General features: G+C 65.8%; 13 protein-coding genes and 2 tRNA genes. 11 read left to right on the top strand and 4 right to left on the bottom strand.

Going from position 1 to position 16,680, the window contains the following annotated elements; all coding sequences use genetic code 11:
• Positions 1-96: 96 nt before the first annotated feature.
• The 5 genes from AC1VNY_RS03735 to AC1VNY_RS03755 all read left to right on the top strand — a co-directional run bounded on the left by AC1VNY_RS03735 (position 97) and on the right by AC1VNY_RS03755 (position 6,709).
• On the top strand, positions 97-1,230 hold the full coding sequence (locus tag AC1VNY_RS03735) for a glycosyltransferase (RefSeq protein WP_482404133.1): 1,134 nt from the start codon (positions 97-99) through the stop codon (positions 1,228-1,230).
• A gap of 7 nt (positions 1,231-1,237) precedes the next feature.
• A complete protein-coding gene (locus tag AC1VNY_RS03740) occupies positions 1,238-2,740 on the top strand; it encodes a glycosyltransferase family 39 protein (protein WP_482404134.1) in 1,503 nt (500 codons plus the stop codon).
• Between the two features lie 78 nt (positions 2,741-2,818).
• Positions 2,819-3,514 (top strand): DUF899 family protein, encoded by a 696-nt coding sequence (locus AC1VNY_RS03745; protein ID WP_482404135.1) that lies wholly within the window; start codon positions 2,819-2,821, stop codon positions 3,512-3,514.
• A 426-nt stretch (positions 3,515-3,940) separates the two neighbouring features.
• Entirely contained in the window at positions 3,941-5,083 is a 1,143-nt protein-coding gene (locus AC1VNY_RS03750; protein ID WP_482404136.1) for a DUF2778 domain-containing protein, read from the top strand.
• A 129-nt stretch (positions 5,084-5,212) separates the two neighbouring features.
• Positions 5,213-6,709: an AMP nucleosidase gene (locus tag AC1VNY_RS03755; RefSeq protein ID WP_482404137.1), complete on the top strand. Its 1,497-nt coding sequence runs from the start codon at positions 5,213-5,215 to the stop codon at positions 6,707-6,709.
• 20 nt (positions 6,710-6,729) lie between these two features.
• Here AC1VNY_RS03755 and AC1VNY_RS03760 read toward each other — a convergent pair whose 3' ends face one another.
• Positions 6,730-7,323 carry a cysteine hydrolase family protein gene (locus tag AC1VNY_RS03760; protein WP_176937246.1) on the bottom strand — a complete coding sequence of 198 codons (594 nt, stop codon included), beginning with the start codon at positions 7,321-7,323 and terminating at the stop codon, positions 6,730-6,732.
• Between the two features lie 123 nt (positions 7,324-7,446).
• On the opposite strand from AC1VNY_RS03760, the gene AC1VNY_RS03765 reads away from it, so the two are divergent.
• The 6 genes from AC1VNY_RS03765 to AC1VNY_RS03790 all read left to right on the top strand — a co-directional run bounded on the left by AC1VNY_RS03765 (position 7,447) and on the right by AC1VNY_RS03790 (position 14,771).
• The gene (locus tag AC1VNY_RS03765) at positions 7,447-8,286 is read left to right on the top strand and encodes a LysR family transcriptional regulator (protein ID WP_482404138.1); all 840 of its coding nucleotides are present in this window, start codon (positions 7,447-7,449) and stop codon (positions 8,284-8,286) included.
• 204 nt (positions 8,287-8,490) lie between these two features.
• Positions 8,491-8,561, top strand: a tRNA-Ser gene (locus AC1VNY_RS03770).
• A gap of 2 nt (positions 8,562-8,563) precedes the next feature.
• Positions 8,564-8,630 (top strand) — tRNA-Val (locus AC1VNY_RS03775).
• Positions 8,631-8,967: 337 nt separating this feature from the next.
• The gene (locus AC1VNY_RS03780; protein ID WP_482404139.1) at positions 8,968-10,119 is read left to right on the top strand and encodes a slipin family protein; all 1,152 of its coding nucleotides are present in this window, start codon (positions 8,968-8,970) and stop codon (positions 10,117-10,119) included.
• Between the two features lie 222 nt (positions 10,120-10,341).
• A complete protein-coding gene (locus AC1VNY_RS03785; protein WP_482404140.1) occupies positions 10,342-13,698 on the top strand; it encodes an adenylate/guanylate cyclase domain-containing protein in 3,357 nt (1,118 codons plus the stop codon).
• 335 nt (positions 13,699-14,033) lie between these two features.
• Positions 14,034-14,771, top strand: a complete 738-nt coding sequence (locus tag AC1VNY_RS03790; protein WP_482404148.1) for a Crp/Fnr family transcriptional regulator — start codon at positions 14,034-14,036, stop codon at positions 14,769-14,771.
• Positions 14,772-14,788: 17 nt separating this feature from the next.
• On the opposite strand, the gene AC1VNY_RS03795 is transcribed toward AC1VNY_RS03790, so the two are convergent.
• The 3 genes from AC1VNY_RS03795 to AC1VNY_RS03805 all read right to left on the bottom strand — a co-directional run.
• Positions 14,789-14,986 carry a hypothetical protein gene (locus AC1VNY_RS03795; RefSeq protein WP_304496009.1) on the bottom strand — a complete coding sequence of 66 codons (198 nt, stop codon included), beginning with the start codon at positions 14,984-14,986 and terminating at the stop codon, positions 14,789-14,791.
• A gap of 40 nt (positions 14,987-15,026) precedes the next feature.
• On the bottom strand, positions 15,027-15,242 hold the full coding sequence (locus tag AC1VNY_RS03800; RefSeq protein ID WP_016840464.1) for a hypothetical protein: 216 nt from the start codon (positions 15,240-15,242) through the stop codon (positions 15,027-15,029).
• A gap of 707 nt (positions 15,243-15,949) precedes the next feature.
• The coding region (locus AC1VNY_RS03805) for a TCP-1/cpn60 chaperonin family protein (RefSeq protein ID WP_482404141.1) at positions 15,950-16,680 on the bottom strand (731 nt) is incomplete at its 5' end.

The raw sequence follows: 16,680 nt of genomic DNA on the forward strand, positions 1-16,680 counted from the left end.
CCGAACGGTTTTTGCCCCGTTTTCCCGCTTTCCGAGCGCGCGTTTGGGTCGGCCTGCCTTGGCAGCGGATGAGGCTGCGGCTATACGCTGGCCCTCATGAGCGAAGCCATCAAGCCGGGCCCCGAAACCTCATCGCAGGCGGCAAGTTTGCCGCAGCTTTCGGTGGTCGTCCCGACCTTCAACGAACGTGACAATGTCACGGTGCTGTATCGCCGGCTCGACGCGACCCTGAAGGACGTGTCCTGGGAAGTCATCTTCGTCGACGACAATTCGCCCGACGGAACCTGGGACGTGGTGCGCGCGCTGGCGCGGAAGGATTCCCGCGTGCGCTGCATCCGCCGCATCGGCCGGCGCGGCCTGTCCGGCGCCTGCATCGAGGGCATTCTGGCCTCGAGCGCGCCCTATGCCGCGGTGATGGACGCCGACCTGCAGCATGACGAGACCCAGCTGCCGAAGATGGTGGCGCTGCTGCAGAGCGGCGAGGCCGAGCTCGTGGTCGGCAGCCGCTATATCGAGGGCTACAAGGCCGACGGCTTCAACAAGCAGCGCGCCGGCGCCAGCGCGTTCGCCACCGAGATCGCGCGCCGCACGCTGAAGGTCGAGATCGCCGACCCCATGAGCGGCTTCTTCATGATCCGCCGCGACCGTTTCGAGCAGCTCGCGCCGCAGCTGTCCACGCAAGGCTTCAAGATCCTGCTCGACGTCGTGGCGACGGCGGAGGGCAAGCTGCGCGCGGTCGAGATTCCCTACACCTTCGGTGCGCGCCAGCATGGCGAGAGCAAGCTCGACTCGATGGTCGCGCTCGACTTCCTCGGCCTGGTGCTGGCGAAGCTGACCAATGATCTGATCTCGCTGCGCTTCATTCTGTTCGCAGCCGTCGGCGGGCTCGGCCTGGTGGTGCACCTCACCGTGCTGTTCATCGCGCTCGAACTGTTCAAGGCGCCATTCCCGGAGGCCCAGGCCACCGGTGCGATCGTCGCCATGACCAGCAACTTCATCCTCAACAATTTCCTGACCTACCGCGACCAGCGGCTGAAGGGCTTTGGCATCCTGCGCGGCCTGCTGCTGTTCTATCTGGTCTGCAGCGTCGGCCTGCTCGCCAATGTCGGCGTCGCGTTCTCGGTCTACGACCAGGAGCCGATCTGGTGGCTGGCGGGCGCGGCCGGCGCGCTGATGGGCGTGGTGTGGAACTACGCGATGTCCGGGCTGTTCGTCTGGCGCAAGCGATGACGGCGGCATGAACGCGAACGAGGCGCGGCTTGCCCGGAACACCGCGCTTGCGGTGTGCGCGCTGGTCGTGTTGCGGCTGGCCGCCGCCGCATGGACGCCGCTGACCTTCGACGAAGCCTATTACTGGATGTGGTCGAAGTCGCTCGCCGGCGGCTATTACGACCATCCGCCGATGGTGGCGATCGTGATCCGGCTCGGCACCCTGATCGCGGGCGATACGCCGTTCGGCGTGCGGCTGGTGTCGATCCTGCTCGCACTGCCGATGAGCTGGGCGATCTACCGGGGGGCCGGGATCCTGTTCGGCGGCCGGCGCATCGCCGCGAGCGCAACGATCCTGCTCAATGTCACGCTGATGGCCGCCGTCGGCACGCTGATCGTGACGCCGGATGCGCCGCTGCTGGTCGCTGCCAGCCTCCTGCTGTACGCGCTCGCAAAGGTACTGGAGAGCGGTCGCGGCGCCTGGTGGCTTGCGGTCGGCGCCGCCGCCGGCGCGGCGCTGCTGTCGAAATACTCGGCGCTGTTCTTTGGTCCGGCGATCCTGATCTGGCTTGCGGTGGTGCCGAAGCTGCGGCGCTGGTTGCTCTCGCCCTGGCTCTATCTCGGCGGTCTGGTCGCGCTCGGCCTGTTCAGTCCGGTCATCCGCTGGAATGCCGACCATCACTGGGTGTCGTTCATCAAGCAGATGGGCCGCGCGCGGATCGAGGATTTCCGGCCGACCTACATCGCCGAGCTGATCCCGACCCAGTTTGCGTTCGCAACGCCATTGGTCTTCATCCTCGGTGTGATGGGCCTCTACGCGCTCTACCGGCGTCGCGCCGGCGCGATGGAGGCGCGCGTCCTGGTCAACACGATGTTCTGGACCATCGTCGTCTACTTCACCTGGCACGCATTGCATGCGCGGGTCGAGGCCAACTGGTTCGCGCCGGTCTATCCCGCGTTTGCCGTGGCGGCCGCGGTCGCGGCAGTCCAGGTGCAGTGGGCGCCGCGCGAGCAGCGCACGATCGATTTCTGCCGCCGCTGGGCCGCGCCCACAGGCGTCGTGCTGTTCGCGCTGCTGATCGTGCAGGCCAACACCGGTTTGCTCTCGGGTTACCGCCGCGACGCCACCGTGCGCAGCGTCGGTGTCGGCTGGCAGGAACTTGCGGACGAGATCGAGGCGGCGCGGGTGCGGACCGGCGCGAGCTGCGTGCTGGCGGCGGATTACGGCACCACGGGCTGGCTCGCCTTCTATCTCCCCAAGGGCACCTGCGTCGCCCAGCAGGGCCAGCGCATTCGCTGGGTCAACATGCCGGAGCCGAGCCCTGAACAGCTGTCCGGCAAGCTGCTCTATGTGCACGAGGTCGAGCAGGCGATGCCGGCCTCGCTGCGCGACAATTTCGCCCGTGTCGAAACGGTGGCCGAGGCCAAGCGCATGCGGGGGCCGTTGACCATCGAGACCTACGCGCTCGATCTGCTGGAAGGTGCGAAGGGCGAGATCCTCGACCGTTCCCCGCCGCCGGAACTGCAATAAAATCCTCGCCGTTAAGTGTCGGATCGTCCGGGTCCGGGTCGTCTTCCAGACAGCCCGTCAACCACGCGAGGTTCCAACATGACCAGTTCCGTTCTCAAGCCTGCTGCCGAACTCGCCACGACCAACGTCAGGCGCTTTCCCAATGAGAGCGCCGAGTATCGTCGCGCCCGCCAGGAATTGCTCGTCGAAGAGATCGAGCTGCGCCGGCATATCGAGCGCGTCGCCGCGCTGCGCCGTGCATTGCCGCCGGGCGGCGAGGTGACCAAGCCCTATGAGTTCACCGGCGAGGCCGGCGCGGCCTCGCTCGCCGATCTGTTCGGCGACAAGCCGACGCTCATCGTCTACAGCTACATGTACGGCCCGCAGCGTGAGAAGCCGTGTCCGATGTGCACGTCGTTCATGGGCACGTGGGAGGAGAAGCTGCCCGATATCGAGCGGCGCGTGTCGTTCGTGTTCGTGGCGCGCTCGCCGATCGCACGGCTGATCGAGGCGAAGAAGGCGCGCGGCTGGACACGTCACAGAATCTACTCGGATGCATCCGGCGATTACACGCGCGACTATGTCAACAAGGATGACAGCGACCTGCCGGGCTACAATGTCTTCACGCGCCACAACGGCACGATCCGTCATTTCTGGGCCGGCGAAATGGGCGCAGGCACGATGGACCCCGGCCAGGACCCGCGCGGCGCGCCGGACATGGATCCGCTCTGGACCTTGCTCGACACGACGCCTGAAGGGCGCGGCAAGGACTGGTATCCGAAGCTCGCCTATTGAGGAGATGGTTTTTGCTCGATCCCCGCGTGATTACGGGGCGATCGGCAAGGAAATTCTCCCTAGGTTTCACCCCGGCATGCCGCGCTGGAGCGGCATGCCGGAATGTCCCATCATGGGACAGAAAAGCCGCTTTGGCGGTCCAATGTCATCTTAAAAAAGCCCTACGCCACAGGCACTTCCCGCGTTGCAGGGGATCGCATCCGGTTAAGTCGCATTTAACTAAAAGTCGCCTTAATGGCCGTCTGAGCCCCCGCGCGACGTTGAGCCGAACATCGTTCGACCCCGCGTCGAGTGAGGGACAAAGGTGGACCTGTTTTGAGCGCCGGGCGTATGGGTACGAGTGCGAGTGCGTATGTTCTTGGGGCGCCAAGCCGCAAGAAATCCTCCCGAAAAATTCTCCCACAGCATTTCCTCGGCAGCGCCGCGGTGGCGGGGCTGGTGCTTGGCTGCGCCTGGACCGTCTACGCCAACATCTTTGCTGCGAGCGTCTATCCCTCCGTCGGCAATGCGTCGTTCGATGCGCCGGTGGTGAAGCGGCCCGTCGCGGTTGCTGCGCGACCGACGCCTGCCTTCAACGAGGTGTTCGCGTCCCTGACGCCGGCACCGGTGGCTCCCGCGAAGACCGAGGTGGCGAAGTCGGAAGCGCCGGCATCGTCGCTTATGTTTAACGATCGGTTTGCGGCCGCCTCGCCCGAAGGCGTCGCGTCCAGCGTCGTGGCTGACGCCGCACCGCAGATCGACCCGATCAAGCAGGCCGCTGCGCCCAAGCTCGCCGAAGCGGCGAGGGCGGTCGCCTCCGCCGAGCTCGCCGAGACATCGAAGCCGTTGCCGGCGCCGAAGTCGGTCGAAGCCGCCAAGAAGCAGGCCGCCGCCAATCTGAAGGTGGCGCTCAACGATCCCGCTGCGGACGTTCAGCCCAAGGGTGCCGATAAGGCGTCCGAGGCGAAACCTGACGAAGCCAAGCAGGCGACGAAATCCGGCGGCGTCCGTGACATGGCCGCGCGCGCCAAGGCCGCGGTGATGTCGATCGCATCGAACGAGCGGCAGACCATGGTCGAGAAGCTGTGGGGCAAGCGGGAGTCGGGCGGCGGGCTGCTGTCGTTCGCCTCGGCCGACGCCAATGTCACCGGCAGCATCCCCTCGACGTTGGACCAGAACCCGATGCTCGGCGGCTCGCCGCCTTATGACCGTCAGACCGCGGTCTACGACATCTCAGCCAAGACCGTGTACCTGCCCGACGGCACGCGCCTCGAGGCGCATTCGGGCCTCGGCTCCAGGCTCGACGACCCCAGGTCCTCGCATCTGAAGATGGTCGGCGTGACGCCGCCGCACATTTACGAGCTCAAGCCGCGCGAGGCGCTGTTCCACGGCGTGCCGGCGCTGCGGCTCAATCCGATCGGCGGCGAGGGCAAGATCTTCAACCGCGACGGCCTGCTCGCGCACACCTTCATGCTCGGCCCGAACGGCGACTCAAACGGCTGCGTCTCGTTCAAGGACTATTACGCGTTCCTCGACGCCTACCGTAACAAGGGCATCCGCCGTCTCGCGGTGCTGGCGCGGATTCAGTAGGCAGAATGGCCGGCGGGCAGCGGCCCACCGCTGCGGCGTGATCGACGTCTGGAACTCGATGCCATAGTCGCTATACTGCGCTGATCCAGAGCGAGTCCAAGCTCGACAACCGATCTGGCGCGAAGCGACATGTCTCCTGCATCTTCCGTCCAAACCCCGCCGCCGATCGCGACCGAAGCGTTCGTCGATGCCGCTGCCGCGGTTGCCCGCCTCGAAGAGATCTACGCGCGCAACACTGACTTCCTGCGCAATCGCTTCGAGGCCTATGTCAACGGCGTGCCGTTCACGACGCGGGTGCGGGCGCATTACCCGTTCGTCAGCATCACGACCTCGTCACATGCGCGGCTCGACTCGCGGCTTGCCTATGGTTTCGTCGCGGGGCCCGGCATCCACGAGACCAGCATCACGCGGCCCGATATCTTCCGGACCTATCTCACCGAGCAGATCGGGCTCCTGATCAAGAACCATGGCGTGGCGGTCGAAATCGGCGAGTCGAACGAGCCGATCCCGATCCATTTCGCCTACCGCCGCGACATCAATATCGAGGCGGCGCTGACCATCGCCGATAGTTCGGCGTTCACCCGGTCGCTGCGCGACATCTTCGATACGCCCGATCTCGCCGCGATGGACGATGCGATCGCCGACGGCACCTTTGAGCTGACGCCAGGCGCGCCGGAGCCCCTGGCGCTGTTCCGCGCCGCGCGGGTCGATTACTCCTTGCGCCGGCTCTACCACTACACCGGCACCGACCCGGAGCACTTCCAGAATTTCGTGATCTTCACGAACTACCAGTTCTATGTCGATGCCTTCGTGCAGCTTTCCCAGCAGCGGCTTGCGTCGGGCGAGGCCGGTCTCGAGGCCTTCGTCGCGCCCGGCAATGTGATCACGCACAATGCACGGCTCGGCGGCGGCACCATCGGGACCCCGTCCGAGCGCGTCCCGCAGATGCCGGCCTTTCATCTGGTCCGGCCCGGCTATCGCGGCATCACCCTGATCAATATCGGCATCGGTCCGTCCAATGCGCGCAACATCACCGACCACGTCGCGGTGCTGCGGCCGCATGCCTGGCTGATGATCGGGCACTGCGCTGGCTTACGCAACACGCAGCGGCTTGGCGATTATGTGCTCGCCCACGGCTATGTGCGCGAGGACCACGTGCTCGATCACGAGCTGCCGCTCTGGGTGCCGATCCCGGCGCTTGCGGAAATGCAGGTCGCGCTCGAGGAAGCCGTCGGCGAGGTGACCGGGCTCACCGGGTTCGAGCTCAAGCGGCTGATGCGCACCGGCACGGTCGCCAGCGTCGACAACCGCAACTGGGAGATCAGCGGGCCGCAGGTGATCCGGCGCATGTCGCAGTCGCGCGCGGTCGCCCTCGACATGGAATCGGCGGCGATCGCCGCCAACGGCTATCGCTTCCGCGTACCCTACGGCACGTTGCTGTGCGTCTCCGACAAGCCGCTGCATGGCGAGATCAAGCTCGCCGGCATGGCCAGCGAATTCTACCGCCAGCGCGTCGGCCAGCACCTTGAGATCGGTCTCAGGGCGCTGGAGCGGCTCAAGCAGCAGGAATCCGAACGCCTGCATTCGCGCAAGCTGCGCAGCTTCGCCGAGGTCGCGTTTCAGTAGCGCACAGAGGGGAGCGGCCCTCAGGCGAGCGCGTTGCCGCGGGCGATGATCGCGAAGCGGTCGGACAGTTCGGCGAGCGCGACGTCGTGAATGAGCCTTGCGGCAATCGTGCCGCCGACGCCGTCGGGCAGGTCGCGGGTGGCGCAGCTGTCGGCGTCGATCGTGGTGCGGAAGCCGAGATCGAGCGCGGCGCGGGCCGTCGAGCTCACGCACATATGCGTCATGAAGCCGGCGAGCACCAGCTCCTTGCGGCCGGTCGCGGCAAGCTGCGCGTTGAGGTCAGTGCCGGCGAACGCATTCGGCAATTGCTTCTCGATCACGATTTCGCCCGGCCGCGGTGCCAGCGGCGCGACGATCGCGCCACGCTCCGCGGTGCGGTCGAACAGGCTGCCCGGCTGGCCCTTGTGCGCGATGTGGATGATCGCAGCGCCGCTTTCCCGCGCGCGCGACAGCAAGGCGGTGGCGCGCGCAATCGCCGGGTTGGCGTCGGGCAGCGCCAGCGGACCTGCAAGATATTCGTTCTGGATATCGATCAGCACCAGGCAGCTGTCGCCGAGGCGGGGCGGGGTGAGGTCGATACCGGCAAGCTGCATCAATGTCTTGGCTGACGTCATGGTCTTTCTCCAGCGGATGTGTCGCCGAAAACATAGCCCGGGTTCTGCCTGCTGTTATGCAGGGATATTGCAGCCGATGGCTGCGTTATTGCAGGCTGCCGCCGCACGATATAGCCTGCCGCCATGAACTGGGACGATCTTCGTATCATCGCGGCCGTCAGGGACGAGGGCACTTACGCGGGCGCTAGCGCACGGCTGCGCATCGACGAGACGACGGTCGGACGCAGGCTGGCGCGGATCGAGCGCGCGCTCGGCCTGCGCCTGTTCGAGGCCGTCGATGGAGTCCGCAAGCCGACCCGGCAGTGCGACATCGTGCTCGCGCATATCCAGGCGATGGCCGCGCATGCCGAGGAGATCGGCCGGATCGGCGAAAGCCTGCCTGGTCCGGTCGGGCGGCTGCGCATCGCCTCCACCAGTGCGATCGCCGAGGAGGTGCTGGCGCCGCGCGCAAGTGAATTCCTGCGCGCCCATCCGGGCCTGACGCTGCAGTTTCTGACGTCGAGCGACAACGTAAAATTCTCGCGCTGGGAGGCCGATCTCGCGATCCGCTTGCGCAAGCCCGACAAGGGCGACTTTGCGATCTCGAAGCTCGCTGAGGTCAGGTCGTATTTCTTCGAGCCGGCCGCGACAACGGCGGGAGAAGCGATGCTGTGCGCCTATCCGGACGAGCTCGGAGGGATTCCGGAAATGCAGTTCCTGCGCACGAAGCGACTTCGCGCGCGCTGCGTGACCGACAATGTCCGGATCATCCACACGCTCATCCAGTCCCATCACGCGGTCGGCGTGTTGCCGGAGCACAGCTGTGCCGACCTGCTGACCGACCGCCGTCTGCGCGCCACGCTGCTGCCGAAGCGACGCGACGTCTGGCTCCTGGTGCAAAACCATCTCAAGCGCGACGCGGCAACGCGCGTCACCATCGACTGGCTGCGCGCCTGCTTCCAGGACGTCGCGCAGAGGGGGTGACGCGCCCTCGCAATGACGGGACGTGCTGCGACGCCTGGGTCACAGCTCCGCCCCGTCAAGAAAAAATCACACGCAGCCCCCTTGCAACCCGGACGTGCTTCGTCTATTAGCCCGCTCCTTCGCTTCGGCCACGGGTTCGGGCTCGTTGAGATCCCGACTGGCGCGAGCCGCTTTGCGGTGTCGTGTTCCGCCGAAATGAAGATCGCGAGATGAAGCTCATGGGCGAGCGTCGGGATGGAATCCCGAAGGTATCGGTTCGAATCCGGTCTCTCACAAAGGATAGCTCAGTTGGTTAGAGCAGGTGAATGACACTCATCGGGTCGCGGGTTCGATTCCCGCTCCAAGCGCTCCGTTTCAGCCTGAAAAGCTGATACCTCTGAAGGGGACCGGACGCGCGCTTCAGTCGCAGTCCGGCCGTCCTGCCGCAAGGCATTTCGTCCGAACATCGACACTGTGAGACCGGCTTTGCGCCGCGGTGGATACCGCTTGCGCTGATGCCGGGTGGCTCCGCTCGGCCGCGCGACGTCAGTCGCGCGAACGCGCGCGTGCGCCCGTCATCGCGCAAGCCTCAAGCCACGGCCCGCTTGGCTGACAGGAAGCCGCGTTCGCGTCCTCACGTCCTTTGCAAAATGAAACCCGCTCTTCGGCCCATGGGCCTCGGAGCAACAATGGAGGCGTGTCATGACCTGGCACTTCCTGACGACCAATTTGACGGTGAAGGATGGCGAGCGCGCGTTGCTGATGCGCGACGGCCGGCTCGAGCAGGTGCTCGTGCCCGGACGCCACCGCCTATTCGATCCCCTGCATCAGCTCAAGGCCGAGCTGTTCAGCGTCGTGCGGACCGAATTCCCCGCGGATCGCTTCGCGGTGATCAAGGCCGCGCGCCCTGATCTCGCCGACGAGCTGTTCGAGGCGATCGAGACCCGCGCGAACGAGATCGCGATCGTCAGCCTCGACGGCCGTCCCGTGCAGCTGATGACGCCCTGGCAGACGCGCGTGTACTGGAAGGTCGCGACGTCGGTCGAGGTCGAGCGCATCGACGTCACCAGCGATCCCAGGGTCACGGCACGCCACCTCGCGATGATCCAGCCCAACCGGGCCGGCGTCATCACCGAGGCGGTGGTCGAGAACCACGAGGCCGGTCTGCTCACGGTCGAGGGCAAGCTGGTCGAGCGGCTCGCGCCCGGCCGGCACGCGTTCTGGATCGCGGGCCGCAAGATCGAGGTCAAGCGCCTCGACCTGCGTCCCCAGGCGGTCGAGATCACGGCGCAGGAGATGCTGACCAAGGATCGCATCGCGCTGCGCGTGACGCTGACCGCGTTCCGCCGGATCGTCGATCCCGAGCGGGTCGTGGCCACGGTGCCCGACGTGGATGCGTGGCTGTACCGCCTGGTGCAGTTCGCGATCCGCGAGGCGGTGGCCGGCCGCACGCTGGACGAGGTGCTGTCTGCGAAGACGGCGCTCGATACGGAGCTTCGCGACTATGTCCGCGATCGTGTCGCGGACAGCGGCGTCGAGGTCACCGAGCTCGGCGTGAAGGACGTGATCCTGCCCGGCGAGATCCGCGAGCTGGTCAACAAGGTGGTGGAGGCGGAGCGGGTGGCGAAGGCCAACCTGATCCGCCGCCAGGAGGAGACCGCGGCGACGCGTTCGCTCCTGAACACCGCCAGGCTGATGGAGGAGAACCCTCTGCTGCTGCGGCTCAAGGAGCTGGAGTCGCTCGAGCGTCTGGTCGAGAAGGTCGGCCGCATCGACCTGCATGCCGGCGAGGGTCAGGGCCTCGATGCGCTGCTGACCAAGCTGGTCCGCCTCAAGGCGCCCGAGAGCGCGTAAGAAGAGGGGCCGCCCACGGGCGGCCCTTCGATTTTTTCGCCCGGACGGACCGCCGGCACCGTACGAATGTTAACGTGCAGACGGCTGTAACGGGGCACCGCCGCGGCACAATTCGCATGTCCTGCGCCACGCCGCAAAACAGAGGTGCCACCCCGGGCAGATTGCGATAACGTTTGCGCACCGTGGTCCATTCGGCCAGCCGTCAACCCGTCGGTGAAGCCAATGCAGCAGATTGCGGAATGGCTCGAGAAGCTGGGACTTGGGCAATACGCGCTGCGTTTTGCCGAGAACGGCATCGACCTTGGCGTTCTTCCAGAATTGACGGATGAAGACTTCGACAGGCTCGGCGTCCTGCTCGGCCATCGCCGCAAGATGCTGCGTGCGATCGCCGATCTCAATCGAGCCGAACTGATCGCCGCGCCGGTTTCACCGCACGATGCCGAGCGCCGCCACCTCACCGTGATGTTCTGCGACCTGGTCGGCTCGACGGCCTTGTCGGCGCGTCTCGATCCCGAGGACATGTGGGAGGTGATCCGCGCCTATCGCGCAGCCTGTGCGCAGGTGATCACGACATATGACGGCGCCGTTGCCAGATTTATCGGCGACGGCATCCTCGCTTATTTCGGCTATCCCCGTGCCCACGAGGATGATGCGGAGCGCGCGGTGCGCGCCGGCCTCGACGTCATCGCCGCAATCGGCAAGCTCGAGACCCGCGCGAAAGAGGGCGTTGCGGTGCGGATCGCGATCGCGAGCGGGCTTGTCGTGGTCGGCGACCTCGTCTCCGGCGGCGCGTCGGAGGAGCAGGCGCTGGTCGGCGATGCGCCGAACATCGCGGCGCGGCTGCAGAGCCTGGCGGAGCCGGGCGTGGTGGTCGTGGCGGCCTCGACCCGCCGGCTGCTCGGCAATCTGTTCACGCTGCGCAACCTCGGCCGCCGCGAGGTCAAGGGCATCTCGGAGCCGATCGCGGTGTGGGCCGTCGAAGGCGAGCCGGCATCGGAAAGCCGTTTCGAGGCGGTGCGCACCGCGCGCTCGATCGGCTTCGTCGGCCGCAAGGCAGAGATCGAATTTGCGCTGTCGCGCCAGCAACTGGCGTGGCAGGGCCAGGGCCAGGCGGTGCTGATATCGGGCGAAGCGGGTATCGGCAAATCGCGCATCGTGGCGATGCTCTCCGACAGCCTGGCGCCCGGGACACACCGCCGCGTGCGGTATCAATGCTCGCCCTATCACACCAACAGCGCGCTGCACCCGTTTGTCGCTCAGCTCGAACGTGCCGCCGGCATCAGGTCGGAAGATGCGCCGGAGCAGAAGCTGGACAAGCTTGAAGCCATGCTGGCGCTCGGCACGCAGCACGTGCCCACCGTGACACCGCTGATCGCAGCGCTGCTGTCGATCCCGACCGGCGAGCGCTATCCGCCGCTCGGCCTCAGCCCGGCGCAGCAGCGGCGGCAGACATTCGCAGCGCTGCTCGACCAGCTCGAGGGCCTTGCCCGGCAGCAGCCGGTGCTCGTCGTCTGCGAAGACGTGCATTGGGCCGATGCCACGTCGCTCGAACTGCTCGACCTCGCGGTCGACCGGATCAGGGGACTGCCGATCCTCATGCTCATGACGTTCAGGCCGGAGTTCGAGCCGCCATGGGCGGGGCTCGCCAATGTCAGCCTGCTGCGGCTCGATCGGCTCGACCGGCAGGACACCCGCGCGCTGATCGAGCAGGTGACCGTCGGCCGGTTGCTGCCCCGCGAGATGATGACGCAGATCGTCGAGCGGACGGACGGTGTCCCGCTGTTCGTCGAGGAGCTGACCAAGATGGTCATGGAGTCGGGGCTGCTGGTCGAGAATGCCGGCCGCTATCGCCTCGACAATCCGCTGCCGCCGCTGGCGATCCCGGCGACGCTGCAGGACTCGCTGATGGCCCGGCTCGACCGGCTGGCGCCGGTCAAGGAGGTGGCACAGATCGGTGCAGCGATCGGCCGCGAGTTCTCATATGCGCTGCTGCGCAGCGTGGCCGGGCGCGATGATCTGACGCTTGCCGCGGCGCTTGCCCAGCTCGAAGAGGCCGAGCTGCTGCTGCGCCGGGGCGTGCCGCCGGATGCAAGCTACAGCTTCAAGCACGCGTTGGTTCAGGAAGCGGCTTACGAGAGCTTGCTCAAGAGCCGACGGCAATTGCTTCACAAGCATATCGGCGATGTGTTGCGCGACAAGTTTGCCGAGATGGCCGAGATCGAGCCGGAAGTCGTTGCCTACCATTTCACCGAGGCAGGGCTCGGCGAGACCGCGCTGGCGTGGTGGCGCAAGGCCGGTCAGCAGGCACTGAAGCGCTCGGCCTATTGCGAGGCGATCGCGCATCTCGGCAAGGCGGTCGCCATCGCCGATGAACTGCCCGACGAGCCGGATCGGATGATCGGCCGGCTCCATCTGCAAATCGCCTACGGCCGCGCGCTGCGGGGCAGTCTTGGGCACAGCGCCCCCGAGACGGTCGCCGCCTGGACGCGCGCCCGGCAGTTCGCCTCTGACATCGATGATCCAATCGAGCTCGCGCCGATCCAGTCGGGCCTCTTCAACGCCTGCTTGACCCACGGCGAGCTCGCGCCGATGCGAGAGTTGGCGGAGGCGATCATGGGCGCAGCGGAGCGGCATCCGCAGTCGCCGGTGGCGACAATCGTCGCGCGCTGGGCCAGCGGGGTGACCTCCTGGTTCGCGGGCGAGTATGTGAATGCGGGCATCCATCTCGAGCAGGCCTTCGCGGCCTATGCGACCGAGCCGGATCCGGCAACCTTCAAGGCGTCGACACTCGACCTGCCGTTCGTCATCATGAGATTTCTCGCCCTGGTGCTTTGGCCGCGTGGCGAGATCGATCGGGCCCGGCAGCTTGCGGGCGCGGCGGTGAACGTCGCCGGGAGACAGCGCGCGCTCGCGCGCGCCAATGCGCTGGTTCACAAGGCCGTCTTCGACGGGCTGTGCGGCAGCAGGTTGCGCCAGACCGAGACGATCCTTGCCCTGGGCCTGGCGCAGGACCACACGATGCCGCTCTATGTCGCCGCCGGCACCTATCTCAATGGTCTGGAGAAGTGGCGTGCCGGCGACCGGGCCGCAGGTCTTACGGAGATGCAGCGTGGCTGGACGTTGCTTCACGAGAACGACTGCTATCTCTGTGAACCGTTCTGGGGATTGCAGATCGCCGTGGCGAATGCCGAGGCCGGGCATGTCGATGCCGGGCTCGACATCATCGATGAGTTGATCGACGCGACGGAGCAGTCCGGGCAGCACTGGCTTGATGCCGAGCTATACCGCGTGCAGGGAGAGCTGCGGTCGCGTCGTCACAGCCCTGACATTTCCGGCGCGGAGAATGCCTTCCATCGCGCCCTCGAGATCGCGCGAAGGCAGCAGACCAGGACGTTCGAGCTGCGCGGCGCGCTGGGACTTGCACGTCTTTACAGCCGCAGCGGCCGGGCAGAGGAGATATCTCAATTGTTGGCGCCGGTGCTCGCCGGCTTCGATCCGGCGCTCGATCTTCCCGAAATCAAGGACGCGCAGGAACTGCTCATGCAGGCGTGGCCGGACCGCCACTCGCGCGCGTCTTGACGGGTGCCGCCGCAGCGGCGCGGTCACACCGCGTCCGCCCCACGCCTGCGCAGGTGGTGAAAGAGAAGGTTCGGATGTCGCGCGCGGCGCGAGCGATGCGAAACTGGAACTGTTGAGTTCCCGAAGTTCTACGGTGCGACGATGCGCATTTTGCTATTGCGTCCGGCGGCGCATTTGCATCTAACTTTAAGGACGCTGCCGCGGAGAATTCCGCCTTGCGGTCAATCGTTTGGAATTTGTTTTTGATCCTGTGTTCGAGTGAGTAAGCTGTGCGACCGTTGACGTTCCCGCAGGTGAGCATTTCGAGTGGAACTCGTAATCGCCTTCTCGCGACATTGTCGCCGGCGGATCTGGACCTCCTGAAACCGGAACTTGAGACTGTCGTGCTCGAACAGGATGCGGTCCTGGCGCGCGCCGGTGACGAGATCGACTACGTCTTCTTTCCTCACAGCGGCGCGATCCTGTTGATGATCGACATGGCGGATGGGCAGACGGTCGCGACCGGCGTGGTCGGATGCGAAGGGGCCGTGGGCAGTCTTTCGGTTCTCGGAGCCTCGCCGTCGGGCATTACCGCCGTCGTTCGTGCGGCTGGTACCGCCTCACGGATCCCGGCGGCGCGCTTTCATGCCGCTTTCGGCCGCAGTCCCGGGATTCGGCAGGCGATCCAGAAGCACGTCAGGTCGATGCTGATCCAGTTTCAGCTCGGCTCCGCCTGCAATGCGCTCCACCCGGTCGAGGCGCGGATGGCGCGCTGGCTGCTTCAGCTTCGCGACCGCGTCGACAGCGACGTCCTCCCGCTGACCCAGCACGCGCTGTCGCAAATCCTCGGCGTACGACGAACGACGGTGACCTTGCTGATGGGCAACCTGCGCAAGCGCGGTGCGATCAGGTCGGATCAACGGGGCCGGATCGAGATCGACCAGGCGCGGCTCTTGGCCGCGGCGTGCGAATGCCATCGCGTCATGCGTCTCGAGGCCGAGGAGATCTTCTCGGGCGACAAGGTTCGAACGCGCGGAATGGCGCCGGCCAACGATCCGCGCATCCCGGAAATCGAGGCTGATGACGCCGTGTAAGCGCGTTCCTGGTCGGATCAGCTTCCCGGCCGCCGATCAAGCTCCCGTGCAGGCGAGGATACCCCTTCGTGCTTCGCGATCTCGCGCAGCACCTTTGCGGTCTCGCGCAACTCATTGCGCTTCGGGCCGGGCTTCAGCCGTCGTGCCTCATCGAGAAAGTCCTTGGCCTGCAGCAGCCAGGCAGACGTTTCCGTCGAGATCTGCACATGCGCCATGGTGTCCCTCCATCGCGGTCGTCAATAGGGGTGGCCATTGTCAGGCCGGCGAACCGCCGCCGCGGCGTCGCCGCACGCGGATGCTCGGCTCATCGACCCAGGCGTCCCGCGCAAACCAGGCGTGATCCGCGCGGCAAAACGGACAGGGCGTGCGCGCGAAGAACACGGTACTGCGTCGAAAGCTCTCGCGATCGGTTTTGATTCCGGTGGAAATCGCGTGTCCGGTTTGCGGACATCTGACCATCACCATGCCCATGAGCGCCTCCCTCCCATATATCCTTTTGCTTTTTGCCTTTTGCCTTGCAGAAATAGTCCGGCCGGTTGGATTGGCCCCAGATCGGTGCGCGGGGTAGTAGGGGGGCATCGCGCACCTGCGGCGTTTGACGGAGCATCGGCAGTGGGGGCTGCACGCTCTCGTCACTGGGCTTCTTCCAACCGGCCAGGTCCCTCCTTGAACGAATCCTCGATGTGACTTCAATTCCGCTTCTTCAGGCGGCTTGGCAGAGAACCTCTTCGCTTTCGCCCACGGCACAGCCTCCCTTGCAAGTGAGAGCATTCTCCGCAACGCTTGCCCGCGTCACGGGAGCTGACGCTCCGTGCTCGATTCAGATTTTTGAGAGTGAAGTTCGATCTCGTCCCGAGCTTACTGTGCGGGACGAAGGCGACAGTGTCGGTTCGGTTTGCGACTCTCGCACAAAATTTTTTTTGAGATTGTCAACTCAGACCAACGTATATTTACGGAGAGTGTTGTGCATAACGTGCATGCTGAGAGCAGCGTGAGGCTCCTGCATCAGCGTGAGGTTGTGCAAATATCCGCACTGGCCGCGCTGCGGTAAGCGAGCTCGCCCCAAACAAAAACCCCGGCATCGCTGCCGGGGTTCTGCATTTCGTTTTCGCTGAGCGAGATCCCGGCTCTGCGGTGCACCGCTTTGCGCTGCACCGCGTCCGGGACGACTTCGTCGCTTAGAAGTCCATGCCGCCCATGCCGCCGCCCGGAGGCATCGCGGGGCCGCCGGCGTTCTTCTTCGGCAGCTCGGCAACCATCGCTTCCGTGGTGATCAAGAGCGCGGCAACCGAGGCAGCGTTCTGGATCGCGGTGCGGACGACCTTGGTCGGGTCGATGATGCCCTTCTTGACGAGGTCGGCATAGTCGCCGGTCTGGGAGTCGAAGCCGTAGTTGTAGGCCTTGTTCTCCAGGATCTTGCCGACGATGACCGAACCGTCTTCACCGGCGTTGATCGCGATCTGGCGAGCGGGAGCCGACAGCGCCTTGCGCACGATCTCGACGCCGGTCTTCTGGTCGTCGTTCTTGGTGCGCAGGCCCTTGAGCTGCTCGGAGGCACGGAGCAGGGCGACGCCGCCGCCCGGGACGATGCCTTCCTCGACAGCCGCGCGGGTCGCGTGCATCGCGTCATCAACGCGATCCTTGCGCTCCTTCACCTCGACCTCGGTCGCGCCGCCGACGCGGATCACCGCGACGCCGCCTGCGAGCTTGGCGAGACGCTCCTGCAGCTTCTCACGGTCGTAGTCCGAGGTGGTCTCCTCGATCTGCGCCTTGATCTGGGCAACGCGGGCGTCGATGTCGGCCTTCTTGCCGGCGCCGTTGACGATCGTGGTGTTCTCCTTGTCGATCATCACCTTCTTGGCGCGACCGAGCATCTGCAGCGTGACGTTCTCGAGCTTGATGCCGAGGT

The sequence above is a fragment of the Bradyrhizobium ferriligni genome (assembly GCF_056837965.1).

What these genes read in the sequence shown, in the direction of transcription:
- AC1VNY_RS03765 (WP_482404138.1), top strand. Translation starts at nt 7,447, where the DNA reads ATGAACTGGGACGATCTTCGTATCATCGCGGCCGTCAGGGACGAGGGC.
- AC1VNY_RS03745 (WP_482404135.1), top strand. Translation starts at nt 2,819, where the DNA reads ATGACCAGTTCCGTTCTCAAGCCTGCTGCCGAACTCGCCACGACCAAC.
- AC1VNY_RS03780 (WP_482404139.1), top strand. Translation starts at nt 8,968, where the DNA reads ATGACCTGGCACTTCCTGACGACCAATTTGACGGTGAAGGATGGCGAG.
- AC1VNY_RS03795 (WP_304496009.1), bottom strand. Translation starts at nt 14,986, where the DNA reads ATGGCGCATGTGCAGATCTCGACGGAAACGTCTGCCTGGCTGCTGCAG.
- AC1VNY_RS03735 (WP_482404133.1), top strand. Translation starts at nt 97, where the DNA reads ATGAGCGAAGCCATCAAGCCGGGCCCCGAAACCTCATCGCAGGCGGCA.
- AC1VNY_RS03740 (WP_482404134.1), top strand. Translation starts at nt 1,238, where the DNA reads ATGAACGCGAACGAGGCGCGGCTTGCCCGGAACACCGCGCTTGCGGTG.
- AC1VNY_RS03755 (WP_482404137.1), top strand. Translation starts at nt 5,213, where the DNA reads ATGTCTCCTGCATCTTCCGTCCAAACCCCGCCGCCGATCGCGACCGAA.
- AC1VNY_RS03800 (WP_016840464.1), bottom strand. Translation starts at nt 15,242, where the DNA reads ATGGGCATGGTGATGGTCAGATGTCCGCAAACCGGACACGCGATTTCC.
- AC1VNY_RS03785 (WP_482404140.1), top strand. Translation starts at nt 10,342, where the DNA reads ATGCAGCAGATTGCGGAATGGCTCGAGAAGCTGGGACTTGGGCAATAC.
- AC1VNY_RS03760 (WP_176937246.1), bottom strand. Translation starts at nt 7,323, where the DNA reads ATGACGTCAGCCAAGACATTGATGCAGCTTGCCGGTATCGACCTCACC.